General features: G+C 56.4%; 14 protein-coding genes. 10 read left to right on the forward strand and 4 right to left on the reverse strand.

Going from position 1 to position 13,024, the window contains the following annotated elements:
• On the forward strand, positions 1 to 415 hold a 415-nt coding region (locus BJL95_RS01570), incomplete at its 5' end, for a hypothetical protein (RefSeq protein WP_217631654.1).
• Between the two features lie 1,603 nt (positions 416 to 2,018).
• Here the strand turns inward: BJL95_RS01570 and BJL95_RS01580 are convergent.
• The 4 genes from BJL95_RS01580 to BJL95_RS01595 form a co-directional block, all read right to left on the reverse strand.
• Positions 2,019 to 2,390 carry a transposase gene (locus BJL95_RS01580; protein ID WP_368086594.1) on the reverse strand — a complete coding sequence of 124 codons (372 nt, stop codon included), beginning with the start codon at positions 2,388 to 2,390 and terminating at the stop codon, positions 2,019 to 2,021.
• Between the two features lie 629 nt (positions 2,391 to 3,019).
• On the reverse strand, positions 3,020 to 3,286 hold the full coding sequence (locus tag BJL95_RS01585; protein ID WP_217631656.1) for an RnfH family protein: 267 nt from the start codon (positions 3,284 to 3,286) through the stop codon (positions 3,020 to 3,022).
• A gap of 1 nt (position 3,287) precedes the next feature.
• Entirely contained in the window at positions 3,288 to 3,722 is a 435-nt protein-coding gene (locus tag BJL95_RS01590) for a type II toxin-antitoxin system RatA family toxin (RefSeq protein ID WP_082885402.1), read from the reverse strand.
• A complete protein-coding gene (locus BJL95_RS01595; protein WP_071155007.1) occupies positions 3,722 to 5,080 on the reverse strand; it encodes a sodium-dependent transporter in 1,359 nt (452 codons plus the stop codon). Before BJL95_RS01595 ends, BJL95_RS01590 begins: the two co-directional genes overlap by 1 nt.
• Positions 5,081 to 5,176: 96 nt before the next feature.
• On the opposite strand from BJL95_RS01595, the gene smpB reads away from it, so the two are divergent.
• From smpB to folC, 9 genes are all read left to right on the forward strand, one after another.
• Positions 5,177 to 5,659, forward strand: coding sequence for an SsrA-binding protein SmpB (gene smpB / locus BJL95_RS01600; RefSeq protein ID WP_071155008.1), 483 nt, complete (start codon positions 5,177 to 5,179; stop codon positions 5,657 to 5,659).
• A 3-nt stretch (positions 5,660 to 5,662) separates the two neighbouring features.
• A complete protein-coding gene (locus BJL95_RS01605; protein ID WP_071155009.1) occupies positions 5,663 to 6,238 on the forward strand; it encodes an isochorismatase family protein in 576 nt (191 codons plus the stop codon).
• Positions 6,239 to 6,273: 35 nt separating this feature from the next.
• Positions 6,274 to 7,296, forward strand: a complete 1,023-nt coding sequence (locus BJL95_RS01610) for an FAD:protein FMN transferase (RefSeq protein ID WP_071155010.1) — start codon at positions 6,274 to 6,276, stop codon at positions 7,294 to 7,296.
• Between the two features lie 54 nt (positions 7,297 to 7,350).
• Complete coding sequence (locus BJL95_RS01615; RefSeq protein ID WP_071155011.1) at positions 7,351 to 8,037, forward strand: DUF2231 domain-containing protein; 687 nt, start codon at positions 7,351 to 7,353, stop codon at positions 8,035 to 8,037.
• 120 nt (positions 8,038 to 8,157) lie between these two features.
• Complete coding sequence (locus tag BJL95_RS01620; protein ID WP_064026274.1) at positions 8,158 to 8,787, forward strand: phosphoribosylanthranilate isomerase; 630 nt, start codon at positions 8,158 to 8,160, stop codon at positions 8,785 to 8,787.
• Entirely contained in the window at positions 8,784 to 9,986 is a 1,203-nt protein-coding gene (trpB, locus tag BJL95_RS01625; protein ID WP_071155012.1) for a tryptophan synthase subunit beta, read from the forward strand. The genes BJL95_RS01620 and trpB overlap by 4 nt, the downstream gene beginning before the upstream one ends.
• Entirely contained in the window at positions 9,983 to 10,786 is an 804-nt protein-coding gene (gene trpA / locus BJL95_RS01630) for a tryptophan synthase subunit alpha (protein WP_064026270.1), read from the forward strand. The genes trpB and trpA overlap by 4 nt, the downstream gene beginning before the upstream one ends.
• A gap of 26 nt (positions 10,787 to 10,812) precedes the next feature.
• Positions 10,813 to 11,736 carry an acetyl-CoA carboxylase, carboxyltransferase subunit beta gene (accD, locus tag BJL95_RS01635; protein ID WP_071155013.1) on the forward strand — a complete coding sequence of 308 codons (924 nt, stop codon included), beginning with the start codon at positions 10,813 to 10,815 and terminating at the stop codon, positions 11,734 to 11,736.
• An 11-nt stretch (positions 11,737 to 11,747) separates the two neighbouring features.
• Positions 11,748 to 13,022, forward strand: coding sequence for a bifunctional tetrahydrofolate synthase/dihydrofolate synthase (gene folC, locus BJL95_RS01640; protein ID WP_071155014.1), 1,275 nt, complete (start codon positions 11,748 to 11,750; stop codon positions 13,020 to 13,022).
• Positions 13,023 to 13,024: the final 2 nt, after the last annotated feature.

The following is a 13,024-nucleotide window of genomic DNA, read 5'->3' on the forward strand; positions in this document are numbered from 1 at the left end:
CGTTATGCAGTCAACCAATATGGAGCCACGAATGGGGCGTAATACGACGAATTGGATAAAGTTCTGGGGAATCCTTGCGATGCTTCTGGCCGGTACTGTCCTAGCGAAGTCGTCCAATTCTCCGAGCTACGTTACAGGAAAAGCCAAGAAACTATATAGCGTAATCTTTGGTATTGTGGTGGAGGTCAATGGGTCTGTTCGTTCAGTGCGGGTTGCCCGCGTCACTGATCCAATATCTGGCGGCGTAGCTCCAGTTGATGTGTCTGTTCCACCAGTATATGTAGATGCGGCTAAGAAATTTATCCTTGATAAGGGGTATTCACCGAAACTCGATAATGGCAAGCCGGTTGAGTTCTATACCTATTTCTTTTACGACCCAGCAAATCCTAACGTGTTGATAACCGAAACAAAGTAACAATCAATGCATAACTTATCATTCCAGCCGACCGCTTTCCGCTACGCTTCAAGCATCGGCCGCTGAAAATCGTGGAAACGGAGCGCTAGCGAAGTGACGATTTTTAGTCCCCGATAGGCGTAGCGCCGGGCGGGTTTTCGCAGTGAAACGGAGAAAACCTGCAAGGCATCGCGAGACGCCGTCAAGTCATGCGAGAGCCCATGTTTCGCCCCCTTGTTGGGGCGAAACGAGGCGACGCGGACGAATCGGGGCCGCCGGAGGCATTGGCGGTCGCGTAATTTTTTGCCGATTTTTCGGGCAAGGGATTGCCGAAAAATCTTTCGCAAAAATAGCGACTCCCCGATGAATTCTACGTTAAATGCGGGGCCAATCTCGAAAGGCTTGGAAAGCAATTAATTTATCGTAAAGAAATAGCAAATAATGGCTGAAGAAATCATGAAAATATGTTTTTCCCTCCAGGTTAAGCCATGATTTTCAGCGTCATTCGCGTTTCTTTGCTTGAATCAAAATTATTGTTTGGAAATGTCATCAAGGCATTTAACCAGTCGTTAAACCTGACCAAAACTCCGCTTCGCTCCGTTTTGGCAGGTTAACTCTATTCGTTGGGTGTCATGAATCACATATCGAGGCGTACATCAAGAATCGGTGGGACCGTCTTAGTTGTTTCTATTCTATTAGGGGTCTGGTATGTCGCAGATCGTTTTTTGCATTATCAGGTCTATGCAGATAGGCTTGTTGCATTCCTAATTAATTCGAACGGCAGTTTGAATCAGACTGTGGTTATTGCAGCGGTACAAGCCAGATTTCCCGTTGGAACATCTTCGTCCGAAATATTGAACTTTGCAGAGCTACAGGGGGGGCATTGCAATATGTCAGGAGGCACACATGAATGCATGATTGTCGTTGGCGGTGCTTTTTGTCATGCAACGTCTATCATTTTGGAGTTTCCTGACGGTAAACTTTCTCGCTCAGTTGACACTTTTGTGTTTGAGGACGGATGCTGATCGCAAACCACCCAACCAGCGTATCAACTTGACCCCCGCTGAAAATCGTGGAAACGGAGCGCTAGCGAAGTGACGATTTTTAGTCCCCGATAGGCGTAGCGCCGGGCGGGTTTTCGCAGCGAAGCGGAGAAAACCTGCAAGGCATCGCGAAACGCCGTCAAGTCATGCGAGAGCCCATGTTTCGCCCCCTTGTTGGGGCGAAACCAGGCGACGCGGACGAATCGGGGCCGCCAGAGGCATTGGCGGTCGCGTAATTTTTGCCGATTTTTCGGGCAAGGGATTGCCGAAAAATCTTTCGCAAAAATAGCGACTCCCCGGAAAAAGCTATGCTCCTACCGTCGCTCCGCTTTTCGGGGTCAAGTTATACTTGGCGTTATAAGGCTCAATTATCAACTTTCTTCTGTATTTAATTTCAAGTTGATGCCTATTTTCTCTCGCCAGATTTTCAGTTTCAAATCGAGTGGCTTCTTGACGGATTGTTGTTCTTCCTGGGTCGCCATCAATACTAAAATCAACCCAGCCCGTAGGATGATGACATGGACTCCTCCCCACCCCTAGCCCTTAGGATCCGCCAACCAACGGGCGGCGCATCTTTCGAGTTATTCAATGCCTTCAATATCCAAGGGCATAACGCTACCCCAGTTTTCGGGATAAATTCCTTGCTTGACGTAATTTTGAAAACTCGAATAAGGCCAGTCCTTTACCGAATTTGCCCATTGATGCTTTACCGGATTCCAATGGATGTAATCCATGTGGCGGCTGTAATCTTCTTGATCGCGCAAGCCATGTTCCCAAAATCGCCGCTGCCAAATGCCACGTTCCCTTCGAGATTTTCGACTGGCTGAAACTCGCTCCCCTTTTTCGAGACTTTTGGAAAAGGCTCCTTTCAAAATATTCCAGCGGGTTGAGAAATCGGAATCCCCTTCAGGTAAAGTCCAAATACAATGAATGTGGTCCGGTAAAACAACCACGGCGTCTATTTTGAAAGGATGTCGGCGTTATTATCAATCAATAATCGGTTTCCCTTTCGTTGCGCCAAATTTATGGTAAAAAACCATGATGCGCCGGGGATATAGAGCCTACGATAATCCGTCATATTAAATCGATGGTTTGTGTCATTATTATCTCGAACGATGCGCCGCCCGTTGGTTGGCAAATCCTACCCGAGTTTCAAATTTAATCACCAGTTACCGGTAATTTTAAATGTCAGGTATGTATCGAATAGCTAACATACAACGTTGCATAGTGAATGGCTACTCTGGGTCGTTTTCCGCCGAACGCGGATGAAGCCGGCGAGTGGTGTTCTCGGAAAATCCGAAAGGACAGTGTCGTGAGAAGGGAGTTTGTCCTTACACAGGCAGGGCCCGCGCGATGGTTTTCGGCGGACTCTTGCAAAGGACAATTCGCCCGGACTTTCGCGCCGTAACGCTCGGTTTTTAGCTTCGGTCTGCTAGGGTTGAGTCGGCCGATATTTCCCGCCGGCTCCGTTCGGGAATCTCGTCAGTTGTTCCTTGTGGCGGTAAAGGAAATTTAGTCATCACCAAGTCTGTTCGACCGAACTTAATCCCAAAAAAGTGCGGATGGGTGGTTTCGCGGGGGGTTATTGCTTAGATCGTTGCCGCCGCGCATCCATCGGATTTTGTTTCAGCGGCCGATAAATCTCCACCCGGTCGCCGTCGGTCAGCGTTGCGTTGGGTTTGGCGACGATGCCGAAAATGCCGAACTTTTGAACGGTCAAATCGATTTCCGGATGCCGGGCCAAGATGCCTGATGCCTGGATGGCTTGTTCGGCGGTGGCGTCCGGCGGTAGGGTTAGCGCGATCAGGGTTTGCCGCTCGGGCGTCGCGTAGGCGACTTCGATGCGGATGTCAGCCATACACCGCTTTGGCGCGTTGGGTGAAGGCGCCGACCATGGTGTTGCAGATTTGATTGAAGACCGGGCCGAAGGCCAGGCTGGCGAAGGTGCTGGCGATTTCGAACTCCAAATCCAGCGAAATCTTGCTGGCGTCTTCGCGGAGCGGCATGAAACTCCAAAAGCCTTCCAGCGATTTGAACGGCCCGTCCAGCAGGCTGATTTGAATCTTGCCGCCTTGATCGGATTTATTGCGGGTCGTGAACGATTTATGGAAACCGGCCTTGGCGATGTCGATTTGGCCTTCGACGATGTTGCCCTCGCGTTTCAGCACCTTGCTGCCGGCGCACCAGGGCAGGAATTTGGGGTAGGACTCGATGTCGTCTACCAAATCGAACATCTGTTTGGCCGAGAATTTGACCAACGCGCTTTTTTGCACGACGGTGATCATTACAGTACCCCCAAGACATGCAGGAATACCAGGAATACCGAAGTCGGCGCGACGTAGCGGATCAGAAATTGCCAAGCTTGAAAACCTTGCGGCGGCAGTTCCAGTTCCTGTTCGGCGTGGGCCGGTTTCATTTTCCAGCCGGCGAATACCGCGATCGCCAAACCGCCGAGCGGCAGCATCAGGTTGGCGGTCAAATAATCGAGCAGCTCGAACAGATTCTTGTCGAACCATTTATGTTCCGACCAGATATTAAACGAAAACACCACCGCCACGCCCAGCGCCCAGCAGGCGCCGCCGGCCCACAGACAGGCTTCGCGGCGTTGCAGATCCTTGTTTTCCACCAACCAGGCCACGGCGGGTTCGATGATCGAAATCGACGAGGTCAGCGCGGCGAAAAACAGCAATACAAAAAACAATAGACCGAACAGCCAGCCGCCGCCCATGTGGCCGAAAGCCAGTGGCAGGGTCTGGAAGATCAGGCCGGGGCCGGCGGCGGCTTCCAGGTGATTGGCGAACACCAGCGGAAAGATGGCGATGCCGGCCAGTAGCGCGACGATGGTATCGGCGCCGGCGATGTAAAAGGTGGTTTTGGCGATGGATACATGGCCGGGCAGATAGGAGCCGTAGACCATGATCGCGCCCATGCCCAGGCTCAGTGTGAAGAAGGCATGGCCCATCGCGGTCAAGACCGCGTCGGCGTCGATTTTGCTGAAGTCGGGGTTGAACAAAAATTCGATACCTTGTTCGTAACCGCCGGAACTCATCGCATAAGCGACCAGGATCAGCAGCAGGAAAAATAAGGCCGGCATCAGAAATCGCACCGATTTCTCCAGGCCGCCTTGCACGCCGCGCATGACGACTTGCATCGTCGCCAGCATGAATACGGTGTGCCAGAAAATTTGCTGGATTGGGCTGGCCATCAAGTCGTCGAACAGGGCCTTGATGTCGCCGGCGTCCGAGCTAAAAAATTGGCCGGTGAAGGATTTGACGATATAGGCCATGGACCAGCCGGCGATGACGCTGTAATAACCCAGGATCAAAAAACCGCCGACCATGCCCAGCCAGCCCATGTATTGCCAGCGCGGGTCGGCGCCGGCTTCGACGGCCAGACTCTGCATGGTGTTGATCGGGTTTTGCCGACCGCGCCGGCCCAACATGATTTCGGCGATCATGATCGGCACGCCGATCGCCGCCACGCAAAACAGGTAAACCATGACGAAGGCGCCGCCGCCGTTTTGGCCGGTGATGTAGGGAAATTTCCAGATGTTGCCCAAACCGACCGCCGACCCGGTGGCCGCCAAAATAAAGGCGAAGCGGGACGACCATGCGCCGTGGATGGATTGGGTTTTGTCGCTCATTGCTGCTGGCCCTGTTATTTAAAGTGTTATTTGATGGGGGTGCGGGTAAAATATCAAAATTACAGTTTACAGTCAGTTTAATCATCGTCGCTAGTCATGGCCGCCAAGAAAAAAAAGGACAATAAAGCCACCGATAACACCATCGCCGTCAATCGCCAAGCGACTCACGAGTACACGATCGAGGAGCAGTTCGAAGCCGGTTTGGTCTTGGAAGGCTGGGAAGTCAAGAGCTTGCGTGACGGTCGCATCCAACTCAAGGAAAGCTATATCGAGATTCGCCGGGGCGAGGCTTGGTTGTGCGGGGCTCATATCTCGCCGATGTTGTCGGCGTCCACTCACGTCAACCCCAATGCGGTGCGCCGTAAGAAATTGCTGCTGCATGCGCGGGAACTGGCCAAGTTGATCGGTTCGGTCGAGCGCAAGGGCTACACCTTGATTCCGTTGTCGATGTACTGGATTCGCGGTCGCGCCAAGCTCAAATTGGGTCTGGCCAAGGGCAAAAAATTGCACGACAAGCGCGTCGCCTCCAAGGAAAAGGACTGGCAACGCGAGAAAGCCCGCATCATGAAACACGCTTAACCGATGGCGCCGCATCAGGATTTGGCCGATTGCGCGGACAGCGTGCTGGTCGTCATCGATTTGCAGGGCCGCCTGAGCGCGGTCATGCCGGCCGACGAGGCCGAGAGGGTCGGTAAGGCGACGCTTCGCTTGCTAAAGGCCGCCGATTGTTTGGGCGTGCCGGTGCTGGCGACCGAACAATATCCGCAAGGTCTCGGGCCGACTCAGGCCGAAATCGCCGCTGCTTGGCCTTCCGCGACGTCGGTCTTCGCCAAGACCGGATTTTCCTGTTGCCGGGCTCCCGGTTTCGTCGAGGCGCTGGCCGAGAGCGGCCGCCGACAAGTACTGCTGGTCGGGCAGGAAGCCCACGTCTGCGTCTTGCAATCGGCCTACGACTTATTGCAATTGGGTTACCGGGTGCAGGTGCTCGGCGATGCGGTCTGTTCCAGAAATTCCGAGCATAAAGCATCGGCGCTGCGGCGTTTGCAGTCTCGGCAAGTGATCGTCACCAATCATGAATCGGTCTTGTTCGAATGGTTGGGCGATGCCGCTCATCCGCAATTCAAAGCGGTGTCGGCGCTATTGCGCGAAAAAATTTAATAATAATCGTCACGGATAAACGAAAAGGGGGATGCATGCGGTACGTGTGGATGGTGGGGCTGCTGGAAGCGTTGATGTTGGTGGGCTGCCAGGAGCCGTTGCCGCCGATCGAGAAATTGAGCGGCTTCGCGCAGGGCACGACCTATAACATCAGCTATTGGTCGCCCGAGCCGGTCGACTTCAAGCAAGTCGAGGCTGAGGTCAATCAAGCGTTTGCCGACCTGGATAAAGTCTTGTCCAATTACCGGCCGGATTCGTCGATAGAACAATTTAACGCCAATCCCTCCACCGAAAGTCAAACGGTCGATCCGCAAGTCGTCACGCTGGTCAAAATCGCACGTACCGTCAGCGAGCTGAGTCACGGCTGTTACGACTTGACCATCAAGCCGCTGTTCGATTTATGGGGTTTTAAGGACGACAAATTGGTCATCCCCGAGGATGCCGCGATTCAAGACGCAATGGTTAACGTCGGCATGGACAAGCTTGCGGTGGTCGACGACAACCACATCCGTAAGCATTTGGCGAAGGTCAGGGTAGACTTGTCGTCGATCGCCCAAGGCTATAGCGTCGGAAAAATCAGCCAGGTCATGGAACAATTGGGCGTGGACAATTATCTGGTGGAAATCGGCGGCGAATTGAAAACCCACGGCCACAAACCGGACGGCAAGTCCTGGCGTATCGCGGTGGAAAAGCCGTTGCCGGGTGAGCGCGAGTTGCACAAGGTGGTGACCTTGCCCAAGGACGAGGCGATGGCGGTAATGACCTCCGGCACTTACCGGCACTTTTTTGATGTGAAGGGGCAGCGCTACAGCCATATTTTGGATGCCCGCACCGGCCGGCCGGTCAATCATGATCTGGTTGCGGTCAGCGTGTTTCACGCCGACCCGACGATCGCGGATGCCTGGTCCACCGCCTTGTTGTGCCTGGGGCACGATGAGGGCATGAAAGTAGCCGACGAAGAAAAATTGCAAGCGCTGTTCGTGCGCCAGCAAGGCACCGAATTTACCGAAAGCAAGACTCGGGCACTCACGACATCGGCGCAAATCGCAATCAACTGACGATTCGGGCGGGAAAGCCCGGATCGATATAGGCTCAACGAAAACGGGGGACGTATGTTGGGATGGCAACAGCATTTGACGATGGCGGTGCACGGCGGCGCCGATAGTGGCGGCGGGTTTGCGGGCAGCGTGGCCGGCTGGCTGGCCGCGATTGAGAGGGCGGCGGGGCGATCGCCCGGCGAGAATTTCGCCGATTTGCTGCCTGGCATTGCCGCGATGGAGAACTGGCATCCGTTGCTGGTGCATTTTCCGATTGCGCTGTTGCTCTTGTTCGTCGCGATCGACATCGTGGCCAGTTTGGCGGGCAAGCCGGCTTGGCGCGGCGCGGCGAGCTGGTTTCTGTATGCCGGTACGCTATTCGCGGCGGCGACCGTCGCGGCGGGTCTGATCGCGGCGGCCAATGTCGCGCACGGCGGCAATGTCCATGAAATCATGGAAAAACACGAACACTTGGGAATTTCGGTATTGGTCTTGGCTGCGCTGTTGTCGGTCTGGCGTATCGCGGTAAAAGGGGGGATCGGCGGGCCGGCCAATCAAGTGTTTGGTTTATTGGCCATGCTACTTGCCGGTTTGTTGGTGTTTACCGCCGACTTGGGCGGCTTGATGGTTTATAAGTTCGGCGTTGCGGTGCGGGCCGCCGACCCAATCAACCAAGGCGCCGCCCAGCAGCACCGGCACGAGGGCGGGGCGGAGGGCGCGGACGATCATTCCGCCGAAGACCACGGCGGTCATGCTCATTGACGGTACGTCGGCAAGAACGCGGGTTAGGGGCTAAGCGGCCCCGGCCTTTTTTGATTTCGCCTAGCCCGACTCGGCGGGCAGTTGTGTTATCCTACGCCGCTTTTTTTCAGAGACGTTTCGATGCGGACCCGCGTTAAAATTTGCGGATTTACCAGGGTAGACGACGCGCTTGACGCGGCTGGCTTGGGGGTCGATGCGATCGGCTTGGTGTTTTATCCACCCAGCCCTCGCCACGTCGAGATCGGGGCGGCCGCCGCGATAGCCAGAGCCTTGCCGGCCTTCGTTTCGGTGGTCGGCTTGTTTGTCGACGCGGAACCTGACTGGATTCGAAGCGTATTGGGCCAAGTTCGGATCGACTGCCTGCAATTTCACGGCGACGAAACGCCGGAGGCTTGCCGAATCTACGACAAATCCTACATCAAGGCAGTGCGGATGAGGCCTGAAAGCGATCTCGACGGCTTGCAGCGCCAATACCCGGATGCGGCCGGGCTGTTGTTGGATGCTTATCATCCGGGTTTGCCGGGCGGTAGCGGCCAGCGCTTCGATTGGGAGTTGATCCCGACGGCCAGACAACTGCCTCTGATTCTGGCCGGCGGATTGACGCCGGACAATGCCGGCGACGCGGTGCGCGCGGTGCGGCCTTATGCGCTGGATGTCAGCAGCGGCGTCGAGGCGGGTAAGGGTGTCAAGGATGCGGCGAAAATGGCTGACTTTATAAGAACGACCAACCTAGCGACATTAGAATTATGACAGACAAGTACCAAATGCCGGACGCCCGGGGCCATTTCGGGCCTTACGGCGGTATTTTCGTGGCGGAAACGCTGATGCCGGCGATTACCGAGCTGAACGAAGCCTATCAACGCTATATTCAAGACCCCGAATTCGTTGCCGAGCTCGATGCGGACTTGCGCGATTACGTCGGCCGGCCGTCGCCGCTGTACCATGCCCAGCGCTGGAGCCAACATCTGGGCGGCGCTCAAATTTATCTGAAGCGCGAAGACCTGAACCACACCGGCGCTCATAAGGTCAACAATACCGTCGGCCAGGCTTTGCTGGCTAAGCGCATGGGCAAGACCCGCATCATCGCCGAAACCGGCGCCGGTCAGCACGGCGTGGCGACCGCGACCGTCGCGGCGCGGCTGGGTTTGGAGTGCGTGGTCTATATGGGCGCGGTCGATGTGGCTCGCCAGGCGCTGAATGTGTACCGAATGAAATTGCTCGGCGCCACCGTGGTGCCGGTCGAATCAGGCTCGAAAACCCTGAAGGACGCCTTGAACGAAGCCCTGCGCGATTGGGTGACCAATATCGACAATACCTTCTATATCATCGGCACCGTGGCGGGTCCTCACCCGTATCCGGCGATGGTTAGAGACTTTCAGGCCGTGATCGGCCGCGAAGCCCGTCAGCAATGTCTCGCCCAAGCCGGTAAATTGCCGGACGCCTTGGTGGCTTGTGTCGGCGGCGGTTCCAATGCGATCGGCTTGTTTTATCACTTTATCGACGATGCCGGCGTCAAGATGTACGGCGTCGAGGCGGCCGGCGACGGCATCGCCACCGGTCGCCACTCCGCGCCGTTGTCGGCCGGACGGCCCGGTGTGTTGCACGGCAACCGCACCTATCTTATGGCCGACGACGATGGTGAAATCATCGAAACCCATTCGATTTCGGCCGGTCTGGATTATCCCGGCGTCGGACCCGAGCATGCTTGGCTGAAGGACACCGGCCGCGCGGAATATCCCAACATCACCGACGACGAAGCCTTGGAGGGCTTCCACGCCTTGACCCGGATGGAAGGCATCATTCCGGCATTGGAGTCCAGCCACGCCCTGGCCTACACGATGAAATTGGCGCCGACGATGGCTAAGGACCAAGTGATCATCGTCAATTTGTCCGGCCGCGGCGATAAGGACATGCACACCATCATGCAACGCGAAGGAATTAGCTTATGAGCCGTTTAGCCGCCAAATTCGCCGAACTGAAGGCGTCCGGCCGCAAGGCCTTGATTCCGTTCATTACCGCCGGCGATCCTTATCCCGAATTCACCGTGCCCTTGCTGCACGAGATGGTCGCCGCCGGCGCCGACGTGATCGAACTCGGCGTGCCGTTTTCCGATCCGATGGCCGACGGTCCGGTGATACAGCGAGCCAGCGAACGCGCCTTGGCCCACCATGTCGGTTTACGCAAGGTATTGACGATGGCCATGGAATTTCGCAAAACCAATCAAGTCACGCCGCTGGTGTTGATGGGCTATTTGAATCCTATCGAAATCATGGGCTACGAAGGCTTTGCCAACGCGGTACAGCGTGCCGACGTGGACGGCGTTTTGACCGTCGATTTGCCGCCGGAGGAGTCCGATGAGTGCGTCAAACTGTTGCGCGAGCGGGGCGTCGATCAAATCTTTTTGTTGGCGCCGAATACCACCGCCGAGCGCATTCAAAAGATGCACGCGGTCGGTAGCGGTTATTTGTATTACGTATCGTTGAAAGGCGTGACCGGCGCCGGCCATCTGGATACCGCCGACGTCGAGGATAAATTGCAATTGATCAAAGCGAACACCGACCTGCCGGTTGGCGTCGGCTTCGGCGTTAAGGATGCCGAAACCGCGAAAACCATCGCCAATATCGCCGACGGCGTGGTGGTCGGCAGCGCGTTGATCAGCAAGATCGAGGCGAATCTCGACGATCCCGAGCAGGCCCGGCGTGAAATCATCGGCTTGTTGAAGTCCATGCGCCAAGCGATGGACAGTTAAACAGTGGTTAGCGGAGTAGTTTACGCATGAGTTGGTTTGAAAAATTAGTTCCCTCGGTGATTAGGACCGAAAGTACCCCGAAACGTACCTCTGTGCCCGAAGGCTTGTGGAGTAAGTGTCCGCGTTGCGATGCAATCTTGTTCAACGCCGAATTGGTCAAGAATTTCCATGTGTGCCCGAAATGCAGCCACCATTTGCGCATTTCGGCGCGTGCCCGTCTGGATATCTTTTTGGATGAAGGCGAGCGCGTCGAAATCGGCGCCGGCCTGAAACCCAGCGATCCTCTGAAATTCAAGGACAGCAAGAGTTACAAGGACCGCATCAAACAGGCGCAAAAACAAAGTAACGAAAACGATGCATTGGTGACGATGCGCGGCAAACTGATGGGCGAGGGCATCGTCGCGGCGGCTTTCGACTTCGGTTTCATGGGCGGCTCGATGGGTTCGGTGGTTGGCGAGCGTTTCGTGCGAGGCATTAACGAAAGCTTGCGCACCGGTTTTCCGTTCATCGTGTTCACCGCCAGCGGCGGGGCGCGGATGCAGGAGTCGCTGTATTCGTTGTTTCAGATGACTAAAACCAGCGCGGCGTTGACCAAATTGGCCGAGGCCGGGATTCCCTATATCTCGTTCATGACCGATCCGACGATGGGTGGCGTGTCGGCCAGTCTGGCCATGCTCGGTGACATCAACGCGGCCGAACCGGAAGCTTTGATCGGTTTCGCCGGTCCTCGCGTGATCGAACAGACCGTTCGGGAAAAACTGCCGGAAGGATTTCAGCGTAGCGAATTCTTGCGCGAGCACGGCGCGATCGACATGATCATCGACCGACGGGAGATGCGCGAAAAAATTGCATCGATACTGGCGATGCTATGCGTCGGCCGTTCGACTGGGGCGGCGCCGGGCGGCGAAAGTTATGCCGATTCCGGAGACGCCGGAGCGGGCCAGGGGTAGTCGCGGTCGCAATGGCGCGCTTCGAGACGCTTCAGGCATGGCTAAACTGGCAGGAACAACTACACCCCAAGTCTATCGATCTGGGACTGGCGAGAGTCGCCGGCGTGTATGCCCGGCTTCGATCAGACCGTCCGGCGCCGCTGACCGTGACCGTGGCCGGGACCAACGGCAAGGGTTCCTGCGTGGCGTTTTTGGAAGCGATCTACCGCGCGCAGGGTTATAAAGTCGGGGCCTACACCTCGCCGCACATTCTGCGGTATAACGAACGTATTCGCATCGCCGGGCGATCGGCCGGCGATGCGGAGATTTGCGATGCTTTCGCCCGCATCGATGCCGCACGGGGCGAGACCAGTCTGAGTTATTTCGAATTCGGTACGCTGGCGGCCCTGGATTTGTTTGCCCGCGCCGATGTCGATGTGCAGTTGCTGGAAGTAGGGCTTGGCGGCCGACTCGATGCGGTCAACATCGTCGACCCGGACGCGACTTTAGTGACGACGATCGCGCTGGACCATGTCGATTGGTTGGGCAACACGGTCGAAGCCATCGCTCGGGAGAAGGCCGGGATTTTTCGGCCGGGTGTTCCGGCCGTCATCGGCGACCAACAACCGCCGGCTTCGCTATTGGCGACCGCAGCGGATATCGGCGCCGTGACCTTGCGCATCGGCGCCGCATACCGTTATCGCAAACGGGGCGAAGTCTGGGATTGGCTGGGCGAATCCGCCGAACTGCTGGGATTGCCGGTGCCGGCCTTGCAGGGCGAGCATCAGTACCGCAACGCTTCGGCGGTCATCGCCGCCGTCCAGGCGTCGAACGGGCGGCTGCCGGTCGGGGCGGAGGCGATACGGAGGGGCGTGGCCGAGGCCCGTTTGAATGGGCGGTTTCAGCTCATTGATCGCAGCCATCCGGTGTTGCTGGATGTCGGTCATAATCCGCAGGCGGTGGGGACCTTGCTGGAGTATCTCAGCGAAAGCTTCCCCAATGCCAAGATACGCGCGGTGTTCGCGATGATGAAGGACAAGGACATTGCCGGCGTGATTCGGATCATGGCCGATCGGGTCGCCGAGTGGCATCTCGCGCCGCTGGCCAATCCGCGCGCCGCGCCGCCCGAAACGATTGCGGCACTGTTTCCGCCCGAACTGCGCGACCGCGTTCGCGACGGCTATCCGGATTTTTCCGCCGCCTACCGAGCGGCCAGCGGGCAGGCCGGGCCCGGTGAACTGACGCTGATTTTCGGTTCTTTTTTTCTGGTATCCGAATATTTATCTAATTTTCCCAGAGGTGCTTGAGT

The sequence above is a fragment of the Methylomonas sp. LWB genome (assembly GCF_001856095.1).
GTDB lineage: Bacteria > Pseudomonadota > Gammaproteobacteria > Methylococcales > Methylomonadaceae > Methylomonas > Methylomonas koyamae_A.